This is a genomic window from Enterobacter cloacae complex sp. GF14B, assembly GCF_004136805.1.
Classification (GTDB): domain Bacteria; phylum Pseudomonadota; class Gammaproteobacteria; order Enterobacterales; family Enterobacteriaceae; genus Enterobacter; species Enterobacter hormaechei_C.
The window spans coordinates 1-18251 of record NZ_QFRV01000027.1; the positions used below are offsets into that span (position 1 = coordinate 1).

Consider the following 18251-nt stretch of genomic DNA (forward strand, 5'->3'; position numbering starts at 1 on the left):
CTGCGTCGGGCCGCGCTGGCCCAGGGTTTTCTGTCGATTGCCTTTAGCGCATTCTGGTCAACGCTGGCGGTCATGCTGCTGGAACGGTATCACCTTGGCAGCGCTGTGGCGGGTGGATTTGGTATTGCCGGAGCCGCTGGCGCGCTGGCCGCACCGCTGGCAGGTGGTCTGGCAGATAAGCTGGGCGCCGGTAAAGTCACCCAACTGGGTGCCGCGCTGGTGACCCTCTCGTTTGCCCTGATGTTCCTGATGCCGGCACTGGGTATACACGGTCAGTTGATCCTGATTGCCCTCTCCGCGGTCGGTTTCGATCTCGGCTTGCAGTCCAGCCTCGTGGCCCACCAGAATCTGGTCTACAGCCTTGAGCCGCAGGCCCGTGGACGCCTGAACGCTCTGCTGTTTACCGTCATTTTCATCGGAATGGCGCTGGGTTCGGCATTAGGCAGCAATATCTACACGCTGGCAGGCTGGTCTGGCGTGGTGGCTCTGGCAACCCTGTGTGGTGCCATTGCGCTGGCTATCAGAGTGATTGAAAGCGCCCGGGTGCTGTCCGCACAGGCAGAAAGTGTGTAAAAAAAAAATGCCCAACCCGGACGGGTTGGGCAGTCAAAACATGCCCAGTTTCAAGACATGTTAAACAGGTCAGAGTCTTATCTGTTCATCTGGAACAAAGACATACCCTGCATATCGCTAAAGGCTTTATACGAGGCCTGCAACGCCGCCTGCTGCATGGTGTAGGACGAAATCACCGAGTTCCAGTCCACGTCAACCAGGTTACTCATCTGCTGGGTCTGACCCAGCGCGCGGTCTTCACCCAGAGCGTCCAGCTTGCCCAGCTCATCCAGCTTGATGCCGAGGTCGGCGCGCACGGTCAGCACGTTGTTGAGGGAGTTGCTCAGGCCACGGTTGGCTTTATCAATAGCCGCCGTAAACGCCTCGGCTTTCGTTTCATCCTCCCCAATCGGCGTATTCAGCGCTTCAATTGCGGAGTCGAGGATCTTGAACAAATTCGTTTCCGGCTTACTACCATCTGGCTCTGGCTTCGCATTGCTGGTGAAGCTATCGAAAACTTCAGTGCCCGTATGGCTGATTTGCATCGTGCGCGCGGAGTCAACCTGCTGGCTGATTGGCGTTCCGCCGCCCTTATAATCACCCGTAGTCTGGTCGAAAGCCGCCGCTTCGGTCTTGTAACCGGAAAAAATATAGCGGCCGTTACCGTCCGTGCTGTTAGCCAGGTTCATGAGCTGATCGCGAATACCTTGCAGGTTCGTGGCCAGCGAAGCGCGGTCATCGTCACTTAACGTACCGTTGCCCGCATTGACAATCTTTTCCTGAGCAGCCTGGATAGCGGTTGTCACTTGCGATAACACGTTCTCTTCCAGCGAGACTTTCGTCGTAGCGAAGGAGCGCGCCAGCGCATACTGACTGTTTTGCGTTTGAGCCTGAGAGAGCACAACGGCCTGCGAGGCGGCAATCGGATCGTCAGATGGACGGTTGATACGCTTCCCCGTAGACATCTGCTCGCCGTAGCTGAGCCAGAGACTTTGGGAGTTCGTCACGCCGCGCATGCTTTGCTCATACATCATTTGAGTACTAATACGCATTTTTATGCCTCAGCCTTAGCGGATATTGATCAATGCATCAAACAGCGTGCTCGCCGTTTGCAGCACCTGCGCATTCGCCAGATAGTACTGCTGATAGCGTTGCAGGTTGCCATACTCTTCATCCAGGTTAACCCCGGAGATTGACTGCTGTTGTTTGGTCAGCTGCGTCACCACGTTAACTTTGGTTTCGCTGCTGGTTTTCAGCGACGCCGTGGTGCTGCCCACCGTACTGACCAGCGCGGCATAAGCATCGTTAAAGGTTTTGTTCCCCCCCACCAGCTTAGCGCTCTGTAAATCCAGCAGCTTCTGGCCATTGGTATTGTCGCTTTCGCCGCTTCCTTGCGCGGAGGCCATCGCCAGTTTGGATTCGTCGCTGATCGCAACGTCCATATTCACAATGACGTCATTCACCGGTTTGACGATGAAACTGTCTTTATTATTGGCTGAGCCGCTAATCTTAACGTTAAGACCATCAAACGACAGATTACCGCTGGCGTCAGGCTTGGCCGTGAAGCTGGTGTTGTCCGACAGACGCGTGATTGTCCAGTCAGTACCGTTGTACTCAACTTTGTAGTTTGTCGCCTGGACCTTGGTACTGTCCGTCATCGTTGCCGTAACGGACGCGCTTCCGGTGTTTTTGCCGTTACTCAGCACTGCCGGGGAGCCAAAATCAAACAGCTTGCCGCCTTTATCTCCGTTGGCGTCAAAGCCCGCCTGGTGCTGGGTATTCATGGCATCCGCAAACGCCAGCGCCATCTGGTTGAGGGTATTTCGCGCCTGATCCAGATCCTGAGAACGGAACGTTAACAGCCCTCCAAGCGACCCCGTGGTGATCTGTTTTTCTGAGATCTCCACGTTGCCTGCTGCGGCATCCACATACGCAATCGTCGTACGCGCTGGGTCCGCACTGGATTTCACCGCCGCCAGCTGACTTGCGTTGCTGCCCTGTACCAGGGTGTAACCGTTGGCGATAGAGATGTTATACGTGCCGCTGTCCTGTACGGTAACGTCCACACCGACAATCTTGTTCAGTTCACTCACCAGCTGATCGCGCTGATCGAGCAGTTCGTTCGGGGATGCGCCCGCCCCTACGCCAGTCAGCCGGGAGATCTGATCGTTAAGGTTAGCAATCTGCTTCGCATAGTTATTGATCTGATCGACGCTGGTAGAAATCGCCGTATTGACCTGCGCATCCTGATCGCGGAGATATTGATCGTTGGTTTTAAACTGGTTTACCAGACCATCCGCCTTACCGAGCACCGTCTGGCGTGCAGCCGGATCTTCTGCGTTACTCACCAGCGTTTGCAGGCTTTTAAAGAAATCCTGGAGGTTGGCAGAAAGCGAGTTCGTGGTATCCGACAGCACGTCGTCAATTTTTGACATCTGCTGGTAGCGCGTGGTCAGCCCACTGCTCTGGTTCTGCGCCGCACGCAGCTGGTTGGTGATAAACGCATCATATTCACGCTGAACGCCGGAGACATAGACCCCGTTACCCACCCAGCCACCACCGGTCAGGGTGCTGTTTGATGCCCCCAAAATGGTGGTCTGGCGGGTATAACCTGCCACGTTGTAGCTTGAAATATTATTACTGACGGTATTGAGTGCCGACTGCGCAGCACTGAGGCCACTCATGGCGCTGTTAATCAAACTGGACATGGGGGTTCCTTTTATACGTTCAGACACGAGTCCTGATGAAGGTTATCGGCAACCTCCTCCGGGACTTGAGAACTTTCAGAACAGATTTTCGAGATCTGTGCTATACGCTTTACTGACCTTCTCAGACATGGATTTCAGCTGCTGGATCATGCTGGTCAGCTTGCGTGCATAGTTTGGATCGGTCGCGTAGCCGGCATTCTGCAATGCCTGAGCGCCCTGCTCTGGCGTGGCGGCCTGGGTCACCGCGGTGTAGCGCGGATTCCGGCTCAACAGCCCGACATAATCCGACAACGCTTCCAGATACGAGCTGTAGACGCGGAATTTGGCTTTCACCTTCACTGCCGCACCGTTCTCATATTCGGTGGTGGTGATTTCCGTGGTCGGCCCTTTCCAGCTGGAGGTGGCCTTCACGCCAAAGATGTTGAAGCTCGGCTCGCCGTTCTCCCTGCGGATCTGACGTTGCCCCCAGCCCGACTCCAGCGCCGCCTGCGCCAGAATCAGATGGTGCGGCACGCCGCTCTCTTCACTGGCAAGACGCGCCGGCAGGGAGAGCTGCGCCAGGAAGTCTTTGCTGTCGCCGGAGAGCGGCTCGTCACGCGTTTCTGCCGGCTTCGGCATCGCCTTACGCACCATCTGCGTTAGCGCCTGATTTTGATAACTGGTCACCTTTTCCAGATCAAACTTCAGCGGCACCTGCGGCGGAGCCTCTTCAGGCGGGAGTCCCTGAGCGGCTGCGGTCTGCTTCACGATCATGTCCGCCAGGCCGAGTCCCTTTCCGGCGGTCAATTGCTGGGCAATCTGCTGATCGTACATGCTGGTGTAAAGCCGCGTGGAATCACTGCTGAACATGCCGTCTTTCGGCAGAGTTTCACGCATGCTTTTCAACATCATCTGCACGAACATGCCTTCCACCTGACGGGCAACCGGGCGGATATTCGCCGCCGGATCCTTGCCCGCTTTGGTTTTCAGCTCGTTGAGCGACTGGGCATCCCAGGCGGCACTGGTCAACAGTTTGCTATCGGTCAGCATTTAGATGATTTCCAGTTTAGCGCGCAGGCAGCCTGCACTTTGCATGGATTGCAGAATGGACATCAGATCCATTGGCGTTGCACCCAGCGCATTCAAGGCACGCACCACGCTGTTCAGGTTGGCGCTGGAGCGCACGCTCTGCAACGAACCGCCGCTCTGTCGTAAATCAATCTGCGTTTGCGGGGTCACTACCGTCTGACCGCCACCAAACGGGGTATCCGGCTGGCTGACGTTGGCCGAGCGGTTAACCGTGACGGAGAGATTGCCCTGCGCCACGGCGCAGCTGTCCAGCGTCACTTCGCGGTTCATCACCACCGAGCCGGTACGGGAGTTGATAATGACTTTCGCATCCTGAACCGGCACGTTCACTTCCATATTCTGGATATCTGCCAGCATTCGCACCTGGTTGCTGCTGCCGGTTGACGTGCGGATCTGCACGGTGCGGGCATCCAGCGCGGTGGCGCTGCCGTAGCCCCGGCTGCGGTTGATGGTGTCAGCAATCTGCTGCGCCATCGTAAAGTCTTCGTTATTCAGTTGCAGGTTAATGGTGTTGCCGGTGCCGAACTGGGTCGGCAGCTCACGTTCGATGATCGCGCCGTTGGTAATACGTCCCCCGTTCAGCTGGTTCACCTGCACGCTGCTGCCGCCCGCCGACGCACCTGCTCCGCCAACCAGAATGTTGCCCTGCGCCAGAGCATACACCTGGCTGTCGACGCCTTTCAGCGGCGTCATCAGCAACGTACCGCCACGCAGGCTTTTGGCATTACCCATCGACGAGACAACCACGTCGATGGTCTGCCCCTGACGCGCAAAGGCCGGATAAGACGCGGTCACCATCACGGCCGCCACGTTTTTCAGCTGCATGTTGGTCCCGGCCGGTACGGTAATACCGAGCTGCGAGAGCATGTTGTTCAGGCTCTGGGTGGTGAACGGCGTCTGGGTCGTCTGGTCACCCGTCCCATCCAGCCCCACCACCAGGCCATAGCCAATCAGGGAGTTTTCGCGCACGCCCTGCACGCTGGTGAGATCGCGTATGCGATCGGCCTGCGCAACGGTAGCGACCAACGACAGCGCCACGGCGAAGAGAAATTTATACATAGGTCACCTCGCTTACATCGGCGATAGGTTAAGGAAGAAGCGTTGCAGCCAGCCCATATTTTGCGCTTCGTTGATGTAGCCGTTGCCGACGTACTCAATGCGCGCATCCGCCACCTGGGTGGACGGTACGGTGTTGGTGCCGCTGATAGTGCGAGGGTTAACCACACCGGAGAAACGAATGAATTCCGTACCCTGGTTAATGGCGATCTGTTTTTCGCCCACCACGTGCAGGTTGCCGTTCACCAGAACCTGGTCAACCGTTACCGTCAGCGTTCCGCTGAAGGTATTGCTGGCGTTCGCGCCACCTTTACCGTTAAAGGTGTTGCCGCCGGAGGCTTCCACATCCGCACGGGCGTTGCCGAACAGCCCTTGCAGATAGCGCGGTACGGTGTCGAAGCCAAAATTGGTTTTGCCGTCGCGGCTGGCGTTCGCCGACGAGCTCTTGCTCGCGCTGACGTTTTCCTGCAACACAATGGTCAGCGTATCGCCGACGTTACGCGGACGACGGTCTTCAAACAGCGGCTGATAACCGTAGTTAATCGGCTGCGCGGTCTGGAAAATAGAACCGTTCACCACCGGCGCGGGGCCGGGAACGGGTTGGGCGGTAGTCGCACCCTGTACCAATGGTTTAGACGGGATCCAGGCACACCCGCTGAGGGTGACGGCCAGAACAGTCAGGATCGGATAACGAAACGCCGCGTTTTTTTGCATTGCCTTCATCTTCGAAAACAGGGAGCCGGTGCGACGTTTACCGCACCGGGCTACACCTTAGAGTTGCGTCAGTTTTTGCAGCATCTGGTCGGTCGTCGACACTGCTTTACTGTTAATTTCATAGGCGCGCTGGACCTGGATCATATTCACCAGCTCTTCCGCCACGTTAACGTTCGAGGTTTCCACATACCCCTGATACAGCAGCCCCGCCCCGTTCAGGCCCGGGGTACTTTCATTTGGCGTGCCGGAAGACTGCGTTTCGGTGTAGAGGTTCTCACCGATGCTTTCCAGTCCGGTATCGTTCATGAAGGTCGTCAGATTGAGCTGTCCAACCTGGACCGGCGCGGCCTGACCTTGCTGAGTGACGCTGACGATACCGTCACGACCAATGGTGATACTCAGCGCGTTCGCCGGGATGGTGATCGCAGGCTGAACCTGGAAGCCGCCCGCTGTCACCAGCTGACCATTCTGATCCACCTGGAACGAACCATCGCGGGTATAGGCGGAGGTCCCGTCAGGCAGCTGCACCTGGAAGAAACCCTGACCTTTGATGGCAACGTCTTTACTGTTGTTGGTCTGGGACAGGTTGCCCTGGCTGTGCAGACGCTCGGTGGCAACCGGGCGCACGCCGGTACCAATTTGCAGACCGGACGGCAGCGTGGTTTGCTCAGAAGACTGCGCCCCTGGCTGACGAATCGTTTGATAAAGCAAATCTTCGAAAACCGCACGCTGGCGCTTGAAACCATTGGTGCTGACGTTTGCCAGGTTGTTGGCAATCACATCCATATTGGTTTGCTGTGCGTCCAGACCGGTTTTCGCGATCCATAAAGAACTGATCATAGGGAGTCCTGTTAACTCATAGCCAGAAGTTGGTTAGCCTTGCCTGCGTTTTCATCGACGCTGCTGATAATTTTCATCTGCATTTCGAAGCGGCGGGCGCTGGCGATCATGTCGGTCATGGCTTCTACCGGTTTGACGTTACTGCCTTCCAGCACGCCGGACATCACGCGGATGGTCGGGTCGGCCTGTAACGTGGCGCCACGCGTAGCCTGCGCCGCCTGGGTCAGACGGAACATCCCGTCATCGCCACGCTGCACTTCGTTGCCTTCCGCTTTCACCAGCTTCAGACGACCGACAGGCGCAACGGTGTTAGCCGGGTCGCCCGGGTTTAACGCCGAAATCGTCCCGTCTGCCGCAATGGTCAGCTCTGACCCTTCCGGCACCGTCAACGGACCGGCTTCGCCCATCACCGGATGCCCCTGAATCGTCAGCTGCCCGGTGGAGCTCACCTGGATATTACCGTTGCGGGTATACCCTTCCCCGCCGTCAGCCGTTTGCACCGCCAGCCAGCCGTCCTGCTGAAGGGCAACGTCCAGCGGACGCGCGGTGTAATCCATCTGGCCTGGCGTCATGTCGGCGCCCGGCGTGGAAGCGGTGACCAGCGTACGCGTGGGCAATGACAGCCCTTCTACCGGCACCGCACGCAGCGCGTTGAGCTGCGCACGAAAACCTGGCGTGGAGGCGTTCGCCAGGTTGCTGGCGGTAACAGCCTGCTGGTTGAGCGTCTGGCTTGCTGCGCCCATCGCTGTATATATTGCGTGATCCATTGCGCTTTCCCGTCAGCTGCTTAACGCAGGTTAACCAGCGTGTTAAGGATCTGATCCTGGGTTTTGATGGTCTGCGCGTTGGACTGGTAGTTACGTTGCGCGACGATCATGTTCACCAACTCTTTGCTCAGATCGACGTTAGAGGCTTCCAGCGCGCCGTTGGTCAGCGTGCCGAAGTTACCGGAACCCGCAGTACCCAGCAGGGCAACACCGGAAGACTGCGTGGCAGACCAGACGTTGTCCCCTTCGGATTTCAGGCCTTCGTTGTTGGCGAAGTTTGCCAGCACGATCTGGCCCAGCACCTGGGTCTGTTCGTTCGAATAGTTACCGACAACGGTACCGTCATCGTTGATCTGGTAGCTCACCAGATCGCCCGGCTTATAACCGTTCTGGCTGGTCGCCACGATGTTGTTCGCACCGGTATTCTGTTGCATGGAGTTGGCGAAACTCATGTCAAACGTGGCTGGCGTCGCGCCCGGAACGGTGCCCGTTGTGATCTTGATATCATCGCCACCCGTCAGCACGCCGCTCGCGTTAAAGGTCAGCGTGGTTGCCAGTTTCGCTGCATCTCCCGCTACGCTGCCGTCCTGGGAATACACCTTCCAGGAGTTAGCTGGCGTCGCGTTTTTGACATAGAACAGGTTCATGTTGTGCGCATTACCCTGGCTGTCAAACACCGTCACGGTGCCTTTCTTGTTGTAAGAGTCAGGGTTGGCCGGGTCGAAGGCGACGGTTGGTGCGGTATCGGTGGAGTTCAGGTTGATCTGCTGAGAGGCCGTGGTGGTGGACTTCGCCGCCATCAGCGTCGTTGGGATGGAGATCGCCTGCGGATTCGCACCGGTTTGCACCGTAGGCGGCGTGCCGGCAACCGGATAACCGGTTAACTGAAGCCCCTGCATGTTCACCAGGTTACGGTTTTCATCCAGCTTGAACTGGCCGTTGCGGCTGTAGAATACGGAACCGTTGGCATCCACCATACGGAAGAAACCGTTCTGGCTGATGGCGACGTCCAGACCGCGACCGGTGTTGGTGGTCGTCCCGTCGGTGAAGTCCTGGGTGATACCCGCCACCTTCACGCCCAGGCCCACTTTAGAGCCTGCAAACATATCTGCAAAAGACGCAGAACCGGATTTAAAACCATAGGTCGCGGAGTTGGCGATGTTGTTGCCAATGACGTCCAGGTTGGTGGCCGCAGCATTCAGGCCGCTGACCGCTTGAGAAAAGGCCATGACTTACTCCTGATAAGTATGAAGGCTTAGATAATCTGCCGAACTTCGTCGAGTGTGGTGGTACCGGAGGTACCCAAATCCAGTTTGTTACCATCGCTACCTTTGATGACGCCCTGAACCAGGGCAAACTGTAGCGGCTGAGCCACCAGCTGAGTGGTGCCGTTGCTGGCGCTAATCGCAACCTGATACGAGCCGTTAGGCGCTTTAGTGCCGTCGGTCAGGCTGCCATCCCAGGTAAAGGTATGAACGCCCGCTTTAAGCTCGCCAATCTCAATCGTGCGCACCACGTTGCCGCTGGCGTCTTTGATGGTGGCGGTGACTTTGTCGGCCGGCTGCTGCAACTCAACGCCAAACGGCGTCGTGGTGGTGGTGGACGTGCCATCGGTGGTGCTGGTGCCCGCCAGAATCGTGGTCCCCGGGATCATCACCCCGTGCCCGATCAGGTTGGCGGCCTGCAAGGACTGGCTATTATCGATTTGACCGGAGACCGAGCCGAGCGTGGTGTTCAGTTTCTCAATGCCGCTGACGGTACTGATCTGCGCAAGCTGCGTGGTCAGTTCGTTGTTCTGCATCGGATTGGTCGGGTCCTGATTTTTCAGCTGCGCCACCAGCAGGGTCAGGAAGCTGCTCTGTAAATCGGAGGCATTGCTCCCGGTGAGAGAGCTGGAACCGGTCGCACTGCTGGTGCTATTGACGCCGGTATTTGTCGGGTCATTCACGTTTACGGCGATGGACATGCGTGTCTCCTTTACTGGCCGAGAGTGAGTGTTTTGAGCATCATGCTCTTCACGGTATTAAGCACTTCGACGTTTGCCTGGTAGCTGCGCGACGCGGACATGGAGTTCACCATTTCCCCGACCACATCCACGTTCGGCATTTTCACGTAGCCGCTGGCATCCGCGAGCGGGTTGCCTGGCTCGTAAACCAGCTTGTCGGGTGCCTGGCTCTCAACCACGTCCGCCACTTTTACGCCGCCCGTTGCCGCACCCGGTGCAGCATCAACCTGGAAGACAACCTGTTTAGCGCGATACGGTTGCCCGTCAGGGCCGGTCACGCTGTCGGCGTTGGCCAGGTTACTGGCGGCCACGTTCAGTCGTTTAGACTGCGCCGTTAATGCCGAACCGGCGATATCAAAAATATTCAGCAAGGCCATTTACTAATTGCCCCCCTGTAGGACGGTCATCATGCCTTTAATTTGCCCGCCGAGTAGCGTCAGGCCTGTCTGGTATTGCAGGCTGTTATCGGCAAACTGTGTGCGCTCCCTGTCCATGTCGACGGTGTTACCATCAAGCGAGGGCTGATCGGGAATACGGTAAAGCAGGTCGGTCGTTGGCGCGGTCATCGCCTGAGCGGGAATATGACGTGAGGATGTCAGGGCCAGTGAGACACCCGTTCCTTCGGCACGTCCACGCTCCATCACTTTTTTGAGTTCACTGGAAAAATCAATATCGCGCGCCTGATACCCGGGGGTATCCGCGTTGGCGATATTGGCGGCTAAAATCTCCTGCCGCTGGGCGCGTAAATTGAGCGCTTCCTGCTGAAAACGTAACGCGGCGTCGAGTTTATCGAGCATGTCTCCTCCGCTGATGAGAAAATTTCAGTTCACAGCTTAAATCTCAAGGCGTCTCCCTTATCGACGGAATAAGCGCAAAATGCGTCGCTATTTGTTGCGTTGATGGAAAACCACTGCGGGTAGAATTTGCTTAATTCTGGACATGGTGGAACGTGCGATGCGGACTTTTAAACGTGGCCTGGCGGCGACCCTACTGCTTTTGAGCCCTCTGGTGCAGGCTGAGGGGTTAGAGGACCAGCTCAATGCATTCTTTGCGCAGAAGCTGGCCGGTTTCAGCGATGACGTACGCGTGACCGTGCGCACCCCGCCTAACCTTTACCCTTCCTGCGAAGCCCCGTCATTTAGCGTGACCGGCAGCACAAAGTTATGGGGTAACGTGAACGTGCTGGCGCGTTGCGCCAATGAAAAACGGTATTTACAGGTTGCGGTACAGGCGACGGGCAATTATGTTGTCGCCGCCGTTCCGATTCCGCGAGGCAGCCTGCTGCAACCTGACAGCGTAACGCTGAAGCGAGGCCGTCTGGATCAGCTTCCACCGCGGACGATGCTGGACATTAACCAGGCTCAGGAGGCGGTCAGCCTGCGCGATGTCGCCCCTGGACAGGCGATACAGCTATCCATGCTGCGCCAGGCATGGCGGGTGAAAGCGGGACAACAGGTGATGGTGGTCGCCAATGGCGAAGGCTTTAGTATCAACAGCGAAGGAAAAGCGCTGAATAATGCCGCAGTGGCGCAAAATGCCCGGGTCAGAATGTCCTCAGGCCAGGTGGTCAGCGGCACGGTCGGTCCTGATGGGAATATTCTGATTAACCTGTAATCTTTTTAAAGATTTCGCGGCGACTGCCGATAAATATTCAACAAATGATGATGTCAGGCGCAAACGCCGCGAACCCTCGATGAGGACAACACTATGAGCATTGATCGTACATCAGCCCTGAAGCCGGTTAGCACTGTACAACCTCGCGAAACGAATGAGGCTGCCCCGCAAAAAACGCGTCTGGAAAAAACGTCGACGGCTAACAGCACCAGCGTCACGCTGAGCGATGCGCAGTCGAAGCTGATGCAGCCAGGCAGCAGCGATATCAACATGGAACGTGTTGAAGCGCTGAAAACGGCTATCCGTAACGGCGAACTGAAAATGGATACCAGCAAAATCGCTGATGCGCTGATTCAGGACGCACAGAGTTTCCTCCAGAGTAACTAACCGTATGAGTCGACTGTCAGAAATACTGGATCAGATGACGGTGGTCCTGAACGACCTGAAAACGGTGATGGATGCCGAACAGCACCACCTCTCTTCTGGTCAAATCAACGGCAGCGCGTTGCAACGCATAACTGAAGATAAAAGCTCGCTGCTGGCGACCCTGGATTATCTGGAAAAACAGCGACGCGCTGAGCAAGACGCGAAACGCAGCGCCAATGATGAGATCAACGAACGCTGGCAGACCATTACAGAAAAAACCCAGCATCTTCGCGATCTCAACCAGCATAACGGCTGGCTGCTGGAAGGTCAGATTATCCGTAATCAGCAGGCGCTTGAGGTGTTAAAGCCCTATAAAGAGCCGGGGCTGTACGGTGCGGATGGTCAGACGGCCACGGCACGTATCACGGGCGGGAAAAAGATTTCGATTTGACGCAGTAGCGGCACGTCATGAAGCGGGGAGCACCTTCTGGTGAACTCCCCTTTTGACGTTTATACCGTGCGGCGGGCGAATTCTTTCACCTTGAAGCCAAGCACCGCCAGCGTGGCAAAGTACGCCACCACCCCGACCGCCACCACGGCCATCAGACGCATCAGGCGGTAAGGCATGGTGCCCTGCGCCCATTCAGGCATGACATACAACATGCCAACCAGCGCGGCCGCCATCACCACTACCGCGATCGCCAGACGCAGCAGGAAGCTTGCCCAGCCCGGCTGCGGTGTGAAGATATCCTGCTTGCGCAGCTGCCAGTACAGCAGCCCGGCGTTCAGACAGGCCGCCAGACCAATCGACAATGACAGCCCCGCGTGTTTCAGCGGTCCAATAAACGCGAGGTTCATCAGCTGCGTCATAATCAGCGTCACAATGGCAATCTTAACCGGCGTTTTGATGTCCTGACGTGAATAGAAACCGGGCGCAAGCACCTTCACGACGATCAGCCCCATCAGCCCCACCGAGTAGGCTACCAGTGCACGCTGGGTCATGGCGGCATCAAAGGCGGTGAATTTTCCATACTGGAACAACGACACCGTCAGCGGTTTTGCCAGGATCCCCAGCGCCACCGCGCTTGGCAATGCCAGCAGAAAACAGAGACGCAGTCCCCAGTCCATCAGGCGGCAGTATTCATCGTGGTTGCCGCTGGCGAAACTTTTCGACAGCGACGGCAGCAGAATAGTCCCCAGCGCCACGCCCAGCACCCCTGATGGAAACTCCATCAGACGATCGGCGTAGTACATCCAGGACACCGAGCCCGACACCAGGAAAGAGGCGAAGATGGTATTGATGATCAGCGAGATCTGGCTGACGGACACGCCGAGTATCGCCGGTCCCATCTGTTTAATAACGCGCATTGCGCCCGCATCTTTGAAACTAATGCGCGGCAGAACCAGCATGCCGATCTTTTTCAGGTGCGGAAGCTGGTAAGCAAGCTGTAACACCCCGCCGACGGTCACGGCCCAGGCCAGCGCCAGCACCGGTGGGTTAAAATGCGGCGCGGCGAACAGCGCAAAGCCAATCATGCTGACATTAAGGAACGTGGGGGCAAAGGCCGGCACGGAGAAGCGGTTCCAGGTATTCAGGATGGCACCCACCAGCGACGCCAGCGAAATCAGCAGAATATAGGGGAAGGTTATCCGCAGCAGTTGCGTCGTCAGGGCGAATTTATCCGCCGTGTCGGCAAAGCCCGGTGCCGTTACCATGATTACCCAGGGCGCTGCCAGCATGCCCAGGACGGTCACGATCGCCAGCGCCAGCGTCAGTAAACCGGAAACGTAAGCCACAAAGACGCGGGTGGCATCTTCGCCCTGCTTGCTTTTATATTCCGCAAGGATCGGGACAAATGCCTGTGAGAAAGCCCCTTCAGCAAAAATACGGCGCAGCAGGTTCGGCAGCTTGAACGCAACGAAAAAGGCGTCAGTCGCCATCCCTGCGCCAAAAACCCTTGCCACAATGGCATCGCGCGCAAAGCCAAGCACGCGGGAAAACATGGTCATCGAGCTGACGGCCGCCAGCGATTTTAATAAGTTCATTAACGTGAAGTTCCAAAACCCTACGGATTTCCAGGACGGATAAGCGAAAGCGCCACCCGGCAAAGCCAACAAGCGGCGCTTAGTCTAACCGGATTTCAACGAATTACTATCGGCAGATGTTACAGCGAGTTATTCCGACATGGCTTCGCGCCAGAGTCGTTCCACGATGCGCTGCGCCAGAATGGCCTGCTCCCCGGACGTTTCAGGAACCGTCTGATTCTGCACGCAGGTGATGAAGTGACGCGCGCAGCCCACAAAGCCACGCTGTTCCAGGGTGCTCTGCCAGCCGGGAACGGGTAACGCAACCACGCCATTGCCCTTCTCTTCCCGCCACTCTCGCATATCGGTGACGTCATACAGCGCGCCATCCGTAACGGCCTGCACGGACTCGCGCTGGCTGCCCGCCCGACGATGCATGCTGGTCGTCACCTGCAAATGCTCAACGGCAAAATGATGTTCGGCGTAAACCATCTCACCCTGCTCGCTGGTCAACAGCGTGCCGCTTTGCAGCTGGGCTTTTCCGTTACTCAGCCACAGGGCCGTATCCACGACGTGGAGATAATCATCCAGCAGCGTGAAGCGCAGATCGTTCGGCCCCACGCTGTCGGTACGGTGCTTATCCATACGCAGAGAGGCGAACGAGCCGGACTGCGCTTTAAGCTGCTGATAGAGCGGCGCAAAACGGCGGTTGAAGCCGACCATCAGCGTCAGCTTTTTACGCGCGGCCAGCTCAATCAGTCGCTCAGCATCCTGTACATTTTCCGCCAGGGGTTTATCCACGCAGACGTGAACGCCTGCATTCAGCAACTCGCTCACCACCTGGTAGTGCGTCGCGGTTGAGGTATGCACAAATACCGCATCACATTCACGGGCTAAATCCTGTAGCGAACCGGCATAAGGGATGCGCCAGGTTTTGCAGATGCGCTCTGCTTTCTCGCGGGTGGGCGACCACGCCCCTTGCAGCGTCCAGTCTGACGCGGCGCCTAAAACGGGCAGCCAGGCTTTTTGCGCAATCCCTCCCAGCCCCACAACACCAATGCGTAATGTTGTCACGATTAATCTCCCAGATGTGCGAGTAACGCATCCAGACGCTGCTTCAGCCCGGCAACCTCGTCTTCCAGGGCTGCCACGCGCGCGGTCAGGCTTTCGTTTGATGCTGGCGTGTCGGATACGACGGCCAGCGCAGAGGGCTCCACGTCGCCGCTAAACAGGTGCATGTAGCGGCTTTCACGCTTGCCCGGTTCGCGGGGCAGACGCACCACGTAGGGACCGTCCTCGCGTGAGGCTAATCCCTCCAGCGTCTGTTCAACGTCCTGCATATCCTGAAACTCATGCATGCGGGAAGCGCGTGTGCGCAGTTCCCCCGGCGTCTGCGCCCCGCGCAGCAGCAACGTGGTGATAACGGCCACTTCCGCAGCGCTGAGTTTTAAATCGCCAAATTCAGAATTACAAAAGCGCTGTTCATATTTAGTGACGCGGTTACCGAAGCCGCTGACGGTGCGCAGGTAGTGGCGCTTCACCAGCTCATCAAGGATATCCTGCACCTCGTGCTCGCCAAGGTTCATCACCGGCTCACGGTTCGTCTTCTGGTTGCAGGCCATCGTGACGGCATTCACGGACAGAGGATACTGTTCCGGCGTGGTGACCTGCTTTTCCAGAAGGCAGCCGATCACGCGCGCTTCGGCGCCATTTAACTGATATTTCATCTTTTCTCCTTAACGACCCGCGGTCCACTCCTGCGTGGTGAGCGCGGTGAGCACATGGTCCCGCCACTCGCCGTCAATCAGCAGATAATCTTTGGCATAGCCTTCTTTCTCAAACCCCAGGCGGGCCAGCAGATCGCCGCTGCGCTTATTGTGCGGCATGTAGTTAGCCATAATGCGATGGATATGTTGCGTGCGCTGCATGTAGCGAATCGCCGCCGTCAGCGCCTCAAACATGAGCCCCTGTCCCTGCCATTTCTGGCCGATGGAATACCCGAGATAGCAGGCGTGAAACGACCCGCGTACCACGTTTGAAAAATTGGCAATGCCAACGATCTCTTTCTCTTCCGGATCGAGAAGCGCGAAATAAAACGCACTTCCCTGTTTATGAAATTCCGCAATCATACTGAGGCGCGCCTGCCAGCCAGAGGGGTAGCAGTGGCTCTCGTCCCGAACGGGTTCCCAGGGTTTTAAAAACTGGCGATTCTCGGCGTAATAATCCGCCAGACGCCAGGCATCACGCTCATGCACCAGACGAACGACCAGCCTGTCCGTCGTCAGACGCACTTTTGGCACATTACTGCGATAGCCAAACATCGTTACCACTCCTTCCCGTCGCTTCTGCTCTGCCTGTTAGCTTTACTATACCTGTGCCTGCGCCTTCTGTGAAAACAGTGACATACCATTTTGATCGCTTTTCACATTTTTCGATGAGAACTCTCTATCAAAGCACCTTTTTGATAAAAAAATATTGTCGCCAGCGGGTATGGGAAAAAGCGCGGCGACACCGCAAAATGTTAGCGTGCTCACCTTTTATTTTCCCTGGAGGGAAAATGTCCCGCGTATCACAGGCCAGGAGCCTGGGTAAATATTTCCTGCTCGTCGATAACATGCTGGTCGTGCTCGGCTTTTTTGTCGTTTTTCCGCTTATATCAATTCGTTTTGTCGATCAAATGGGCTGGGCGGCATTGATGGTCGGGATCGCGCTGGGTCTACGCCAGTTTGTACAACAGGGTCTGGGCGTGTTTGGCGGCGCAATAGCTGACCGCTTCGGTGCAAAACCGATGATCGTCACCGGCATGCTGTTACGTGCGGCGGGATTCGCCACCATGGCAATCGCTCATGAACCCTGGCTGCTGTGGTTCTCCTGTTTCCTTTCCGGGATTGGCGGCACCCTTTTCGACCCACCGCGTACCGCGCTGGTGGTTAAGCTTATCCGTCCGCAACATCGGGGGCGCTTCTTCTCGATTTTGATGATGCAGGACAGCGCAGGCGCGGTGGTGGGCGCCCTGCTGGGAAGCTGGCTGCTGCAATACGATTTCCGCCTGGTTTGCGCCACCGGCGCGGTGTTGTTTATTCTCTGCGCGCTGTTTAACGGTCTGTTTCTGCCCGCATGGAAGCTGTCGACGGTGAAAGCGCCTGTGCGGGAAGGGCTTGACCGTGTGCTAAGCGATAAACGCTTCGTCACCTATGTGTTAACCCTGACCGGCTACTACATGCTCGCCGTGCAGGTCATGCTGATGCTGCCCATTATGGTTAACGATATTGCCGGCACGCCGGCAGCGGTGAAATGGATGTATGCCATTGAGGCCTGCCTCTCACTGACTCTGCTCTATCCAATTGCCCGCTGGAGCGAGCGCCGTTTCCGGCTTGAGCACCGTCTGATGGCCGGGCTGTTGCTGATGACGCTGAGCATGATGCCCATCGGTCTGGTAAGTTCGCTTCAGCAGCTGTTTATGCTGATCTGCACCTTCTATATTGGCTCAATCATTGCCGAGCCAGCCCGTGAAACGCTGAGCGCGTCACTTGCCGACGCCCGGGCCCGGGGCAGCTACATGGGCTTCAGCCGTCTCGGGCTGGCGCTTGGCGGCGCGCTGGGTTACACCGGTGGCGGCTGGCTGTTTGATGCCGGAAAAGCGCTCCATCAGCCGGAGCTGCCGTGGGTCATGCTCGGCATGGTCGGCTTTATGACGCTGATTGCCCTCTGGTGGCAGTTCAGTGATAAACGCAGCACCCGCGGGATGCTGGAGCCTGGCGCCTGACCTCTTGCATTATCAGTTTTTTCTGCTGGTTTCTGTAGGATCACCCTGACATACTGGCGTATCAGGACAGATGCGCCGATTTTATGTTGAGGAACGCCATGAAAAAGATCGTTATTGCCGCTGCGTTAATTGTCAGTGGTCTGCTGGTGGGATGTAACCAGCTTACGCAGTACACCGTCAGTGAGCAGGAAATTAATCAGGCGCTGGAAAAACATAATAACTTTTCAAAAGATATCGGCGTGCCCGGCCTTGCGGATGCGCATATCGTCCTGACGAATCTCGCCAGCCAGATTGGTCGCGAGGAGCCTAACAAAGTCACCCTTTCCGGCGATGCCAGCCTCGATATGACCTCGCTCTTCGGCAATCAGAAAGCGGATATCAAGCTGAAGCTCAAGGCGCTGCCGGTCTTTAATAAAGAGAAAGGGGCAATTTTCCTGCAAGAGATGGAAATCGTCGATGCGGTTGTAACGCCGGATAAAATGAAACCGGTGCTGCAAACGCTGATGCCGTATCTCAACCAGTCGTTGCAGAACTACTTTAACCAACAACCTGCCTATGTTCTGAGCGAAGACAAAAGCAAAGGTGAATCTCTGGCGAAAAAATATGCCAAAGGGATAGAGGTGAAACCGGGTGAAATCATCATCCCTTTCACCGACTAAATACTCCGGGCGCTCAGGCGCCCGTTTTTTTTAACGGAATAGTGTGCAAACGAAAACGTTTCCGCTTATGATTTGTGTCCGGCAAAAACAGCCATCTTATGACTGATCTCT

Annotated in this window: 21 protein-coding genes; 6 read left to right on the forward strand and 15 right to left on the reverse strand. The window is 56.8% G+C overall.

Features of this window, described 5'->3' with window-relative positions:
* Nucleotides 1-573, forward strand: a 573-nt coding sequence (locus DD606_RS10950; RefSeq protein WP_129258631.1) for an MFS transporter, incomplete at its 5' end; no start/stop codon positions are given.
* Between the two features lie 77 nt (nucleotides 574-650).
* Here the strand turns inward: DD606_RS10950 and flgL are convergent.
* The 11 genes from flgL to flgB form a co-directional block, all read right to left on the reverse strand.
* Nucleotides 651-1604: a flagellar hook-associated protein FlgL gene (flgL, locus tag DD606_RS10955; protein WP_003857977.1), complete on the reverse strand. Its 954-nt coding sequence runs from the start codon at nucleotides 1602-1604 to the stop codon at nucleotides 651-653.
* Between the two features lie 15 nt (nucleotides 1605-1619).
* Nucleotides 1620-3260 carry a flagellar hook-associated protein FlgK gene (gene flgK / locus DD606_RS10960; RefSeq protein ID WP_003857979.1) on the reverse strand — a complete coding sequence of 547 codons (1641 nt, stop codon included), beginning with the start codon at nucleotides 3258-3260 and terminating at the stop codon, nucleotides 1620-1622.
* A 75-nt stretch (nucleotides 3261-3335) separates the two neighbouring features.
* The gene (gene flgJ, locus DD606_RS10965) at nucleotides 3336-4289 is read right to left on the reverse strand and encodes a flagellar assembly peptidoglycan hydrolase FlgJ (RefSeq protein WP_003857982.1); all 954 of its coding nucleotides are present in this window, start codon (nucleotides 4287-4289) and stop codon (nucleotides 3336-3338) included.
* Nucleotides 4290-5387: a flagellar basal body P-ring protein FlgI gene (locus DD606_RS10970; protein ID WP_003857984.1), complete on the reverse strand. Its 1098-nt coding sequence runs from the start codon at nucleotides 5385-5387 to the stop codon at nucleotides 4290-4292.
* A gap of 12 nt (nucleotides 5388-5399) precedes the next feature.
* The gene (flgH, locus tag DD606_RS10975) at nucleotides 5400-6098 is read right to left on the reverse strand and encodes a flagellar basal body L-ring protein FlgH (RefSeq protein ID WP_003857987.1); all 699 of its coding nucleotides are present in this window, start codon (nucleotides 6096-6098) and stop codon (nucleotides 5400-5402) included.
* 57 nt (nucleotides 6099-6155) lie between these two features.
* The gene (gene flgG / locus DD606_RS10980; RefSeq protein ID WP_000625853.1) at nucleotides 6156-6938 is read right to left on the reverse strand and encodes a flagellar basal-body rod protein FlgG; all 783 of its coding nucleotides are present in this window, start codon (nucleotides 6936-6938) and stop codon (nucleotides 6156-6158) included.
* Between the two features lie 11 nt (nucleotides 6939-6949).
* Nucleotides 6950-7705, reverse strand: coding sequence for a flagellar basal body rod protein FlgF (locus DD606_RS10985; protein ID WP_058656911.1), 756 nt, complete (start codon nucleotides 7703-7705; stop codon nucleotides 6950-6952).
* A 20-nt stretch (nucleotides 7706-7725) separates the two neighbouring features.
* On the reverse strand, nucleotides 7726-8934 hold the full coding sequence (gene flgE, locus DD606_RS10990; RefSeq protein ID WP_003857992.1) for a flagellar hook protein FlgE: 1209 nt from the start codon (nucleotides 8932-8934) through the stop codon (nucleotides 7726-7728).
* Between the two features lie 26 nt (nucleotides 8935-8960).
* The gene (flgD, locus tag DD606_RS10995; RefSeq protein ID WP_003857994.1) at nucleotides 8961-9671 is read right to left on the reverse strand and encodes a flagellar hook assembly protein FlgD; all 711 of its coding nucleotides are present in this window, start codon (nucleotides 9669-9671) and stop codon (nucleotides 8961-8963) included.
* 11 nt (nucleotides 9672-9682) lie between these two features.
* Nucleotides 9683-10087, reverse strand: a complete 405-nt coding sequence (flgC, locus tag DD606_RS11000) for a flagellar basal body rod protein FlgC (protein WP_003857997.1) — start codon at nucleotides 10085-10087, stop codon at nucleotides 9683-9685.
* Between the two features lie 3 nt (nucleotides 10088-10090).
* Entirely contained in the window at nucleotides 10091-10507 is a 417-nt protein-coding gene (gene flgB / locus DD606_RS11005; RefSeq protein ID WP_003857999.1) for a flagellar basal body rod protein FlgB, read from the reverse strand.
* A 157-nt stretch (nucleotides 10508-10664) separates the two neighbouring features.
* On the opposite strand from flgB, the gene flgA reads away from it, so the two are divergent.
* The 3 genes from flgA (at nucleotide 10665) to flgN (ending at nucleotide 12141) form a co-directional block, all read left to right on the forward strand.
* Nucleotides 10665-11324, forward strand: a complete 660-nt coding sequence (gene flgA, locus DD606_RS11010) for a flagellar basal body P-ring formation chaperone FlgA (RefSeq protein WP_003858001.1) — start codon at nucleotides 10665-10667, stop codon at nucleotides 11322-11324.
* 93 nt (nucleotides 11325-11417) lie between these two features.
* Nucleotides 11418-11711, forward strand: coding sequence for a flagellar biosynthesis anti-sigma factor FlgM (gene flgM / locus DD606_RS11015; protein WP_003858002.1), 294 nt, complete (start codon nucleotides 11418-11420; stop codon nucleotides 11709-11711).
* 4 nt (nucleotides 11712-11715) lie between these two features.
* Entirely contained in the window at nucleotides 11716-12141 is a 426-nt protein-coding gene (gene flgN, locus DD606_RS11020; RefSeq protein ID WP_003858003.1) for a flagella biosynthesis chaperone FlgN, read from the forward strand.
* A gap of 59 nt (nucleotides 12142-12200) precedes the next feature.
* On the opposite strand, the gene murJ is transcribed toward flgN, so the two are convergent.
* From murJ to rimJ, 4 genes are all read right to left on the reverse strand, one after another.
* A complete protein-coding gene (gene murJ / locus DD606_RS11025) occupies nucleotides 12201-13736 on the reverse strand; it encodes a murein biosynthesis integral membrane protein MurJ (protein WP_023324447.1) in 1536 nt (511 codons plus the stop codon).
* Nucleotides 13737-13865: 129 nt separating this feature from the next.
* Nucleotides 13866-14789, reverse strand: a complete 924-nt coding sequence (locus DD606_RS11030) for a Gfo/Idh/MocA family protein (protein WP_023315806.1) — start codon at nucleotides 14787-14789, stop codon at nucleotides 13866-13868.
* Between the two features lie 2 nt (nucleotides 14790-14791).
* Nucleotides 14792-15442 (reverse strand): YceH family protein, encoded by a 651-nt coding sequence (locus DD606_RS11035; protein ID WP_003858006.1) that lies wholly within the window; start codon nucleotides 15440-15442, stop codon nucleotides 14792-14794.
* Between the two features lie 9 nt (nucleotides 15443-15451).
* Complete coding sequence (gene rimJ / locus DD606_RS11040; RefSeq protein ID WP_003858007.1) at nucleotides 15452-16036, reverse strand: ribosomal protein S5-alanine N-acetyltransferase; 585 nt, start codon at nucleotides 16034-16036, stop codon at nucleotides 15452-15454.
* Nucleotides 16037-16272: 236 nt separating this feature from the next.
* Between rimJ and mdtH the strand changes: the two genes are divergently transcribed.
* Nucleotides 16273-17481 (forward strand): multidrug efflux MFS transporter MdtH, encoded by a 1209-nt coding sequence (mdtH, locus tag DD606_RS11045; protein ID WP_003858008.1) that lies wholly within the window; start codon nucleotides 16273-16275, stop codon nucleotides 17479-17481.
* Between the two features lie 98 nt (nucleotides 17482-17579).
* Nucleotides 17580-18140: a lipoprotein gene (locus tag DD606_RS11050; RefSeq protein WP_023305855.1), complete on the forward strand. Its 561-nt coding sequence runs from the start codon at nucleotides 17580-17582 to the stop codon at nucleotides 18138-18140.
* The last annotated feature ends 111 nt before the right edge of the window (nucleotides 18141-18251 follow it).

Excerpts from the sequence above, each read along its gene's own strand:
- flgL (WP_003857977.1), bottom strand. The coding sequence starts at position 1,604 with ATGCGTATTAGTACTCAAATGATGTATGAGCAAAGCATGCGCGGCGTG.
- flgK (WP_003857979.1), bottom strand. The coding sequence starts at position 3,260 with ATGTCCAGTTTGATTAACAGCGCCATGAGTGGCCTCAGTGCTGCGCAG.
- flgJ (WP_003857982.1), bottom strand. The coding sequence starts at position 4,289 with ATGCTGACCGATAGCAAACTGTTGACCAGTGCCGCCTGGGATGCCCAG.
- DD606_RS10970 (WP_003857984.1), bottom strand. The coding sequence starts at position 5,387 with ATGTATAAATTTCTCTTCGCCGTGGCGCTGTCGTTGGTCGCTACCGTT.
- flgH (WP_003857987.1), bottom strand. The coding sequence starts at position 6,098 with ATGCAAAAAAACGCGGCGTTTCGTTATCCGATCCTGACTGTTCTGGCC.
- flgG (WP_000625853.1), bottom strand. The coding sequence starts at position 6,938 with ATGATCAGTTCTTTATGGATCGCGAAAACCGGTCTGGACGCACAGCAA.
- DD606_RS10985 (WP_058656911.1), bottom strand. The coding sequence starts at position 7,705 with ATGGATCACGCAATATATACAGCGATGGGCGCAGCAAGCCAGACGCTC.
- flgE (WP_003857992.1), bottom strand. The coding sequence starts at position 8,934 with ATGGCCTTTTCTCAAGCGGTCAGCGGCCTGAATGCTGCGGCCACCAAC.
- flgD (WP_003857994.1), bottom strand. The coding sequence starts at position 9,671 with ATGTCCATCGCCGTAAACGTGAATGACCCGACAAATACCGGCGTCAAT.
- flgC (WP_003857997.1), bottom strand. The coding sequence starts at position 10,087 with ATGGCCTTGCTGAATATTTTTGATATCGCCGGTTCGGCATTAACGGCG.
- flgB (WP_003857999.1), bottom strand. The coding sequence starts at position 10,507 with ATGCTCGATAAACTCGACGCCGCGTTACGTTTTCAGCAGGAAGCGCTC.
- flgA (WP_003858001.1), top strand. The coding sequence starts at position 10,665 with ATGCGGACTTTTAAACGTGGCCTGGCGGCGACCCTACTGCTTTTGAGC.
- flgM (WP_003858002.1), top strand. The coding sequence starts at position 11,418 with ATGAGCATTGATCGTACATCAGCCCTGAAGCCGGTTAGCACTGTACAA.
- flgN (WP_003858003.1), top strand. The coding sequence starts at position 11,716 with ATGAGTCGACTGTCAGAAATACTGGATCAGATGACGGTGGTCCTGAAC.
- murJ (WP_023324447.1), bottom strand. The coding sequence starts at position 13,736 with ATGAACTTATTAAAATCGCTGGCGGCCGTCAGCTCGATGACCATGTTT.
- DD606_RS11035 (WP_003858006.1), bottom strand. The coding sequence starts at position 15,442 with ATGAAATATCAGTTAAATGGCGCCGAAGCGCGCGTGATCGGCTGCCTT.
- rimJ (WP_003858007.1), bottom strand. The coding sequence starts at position 16,036 with ATGTTTGGCTATCGCAGTAATGTGCCAAAAGTGCGTCTGACGACGGAC.
- mdtH (WP_003858008.1), top strand. The coding sequence starts at position 16,273 with ATGTCCCGCGTATCACAGGCCAGGAGCCTGGGTAAATATTTCCTGCTC.
- DD606_RS11050 (WP_023305855.1), top strand. The coding sequence starts at position 17,580 with ATGAAAAAGATCGTTATTGCCGCTGCGTTAATTGTCAGTGGTCTGCTG.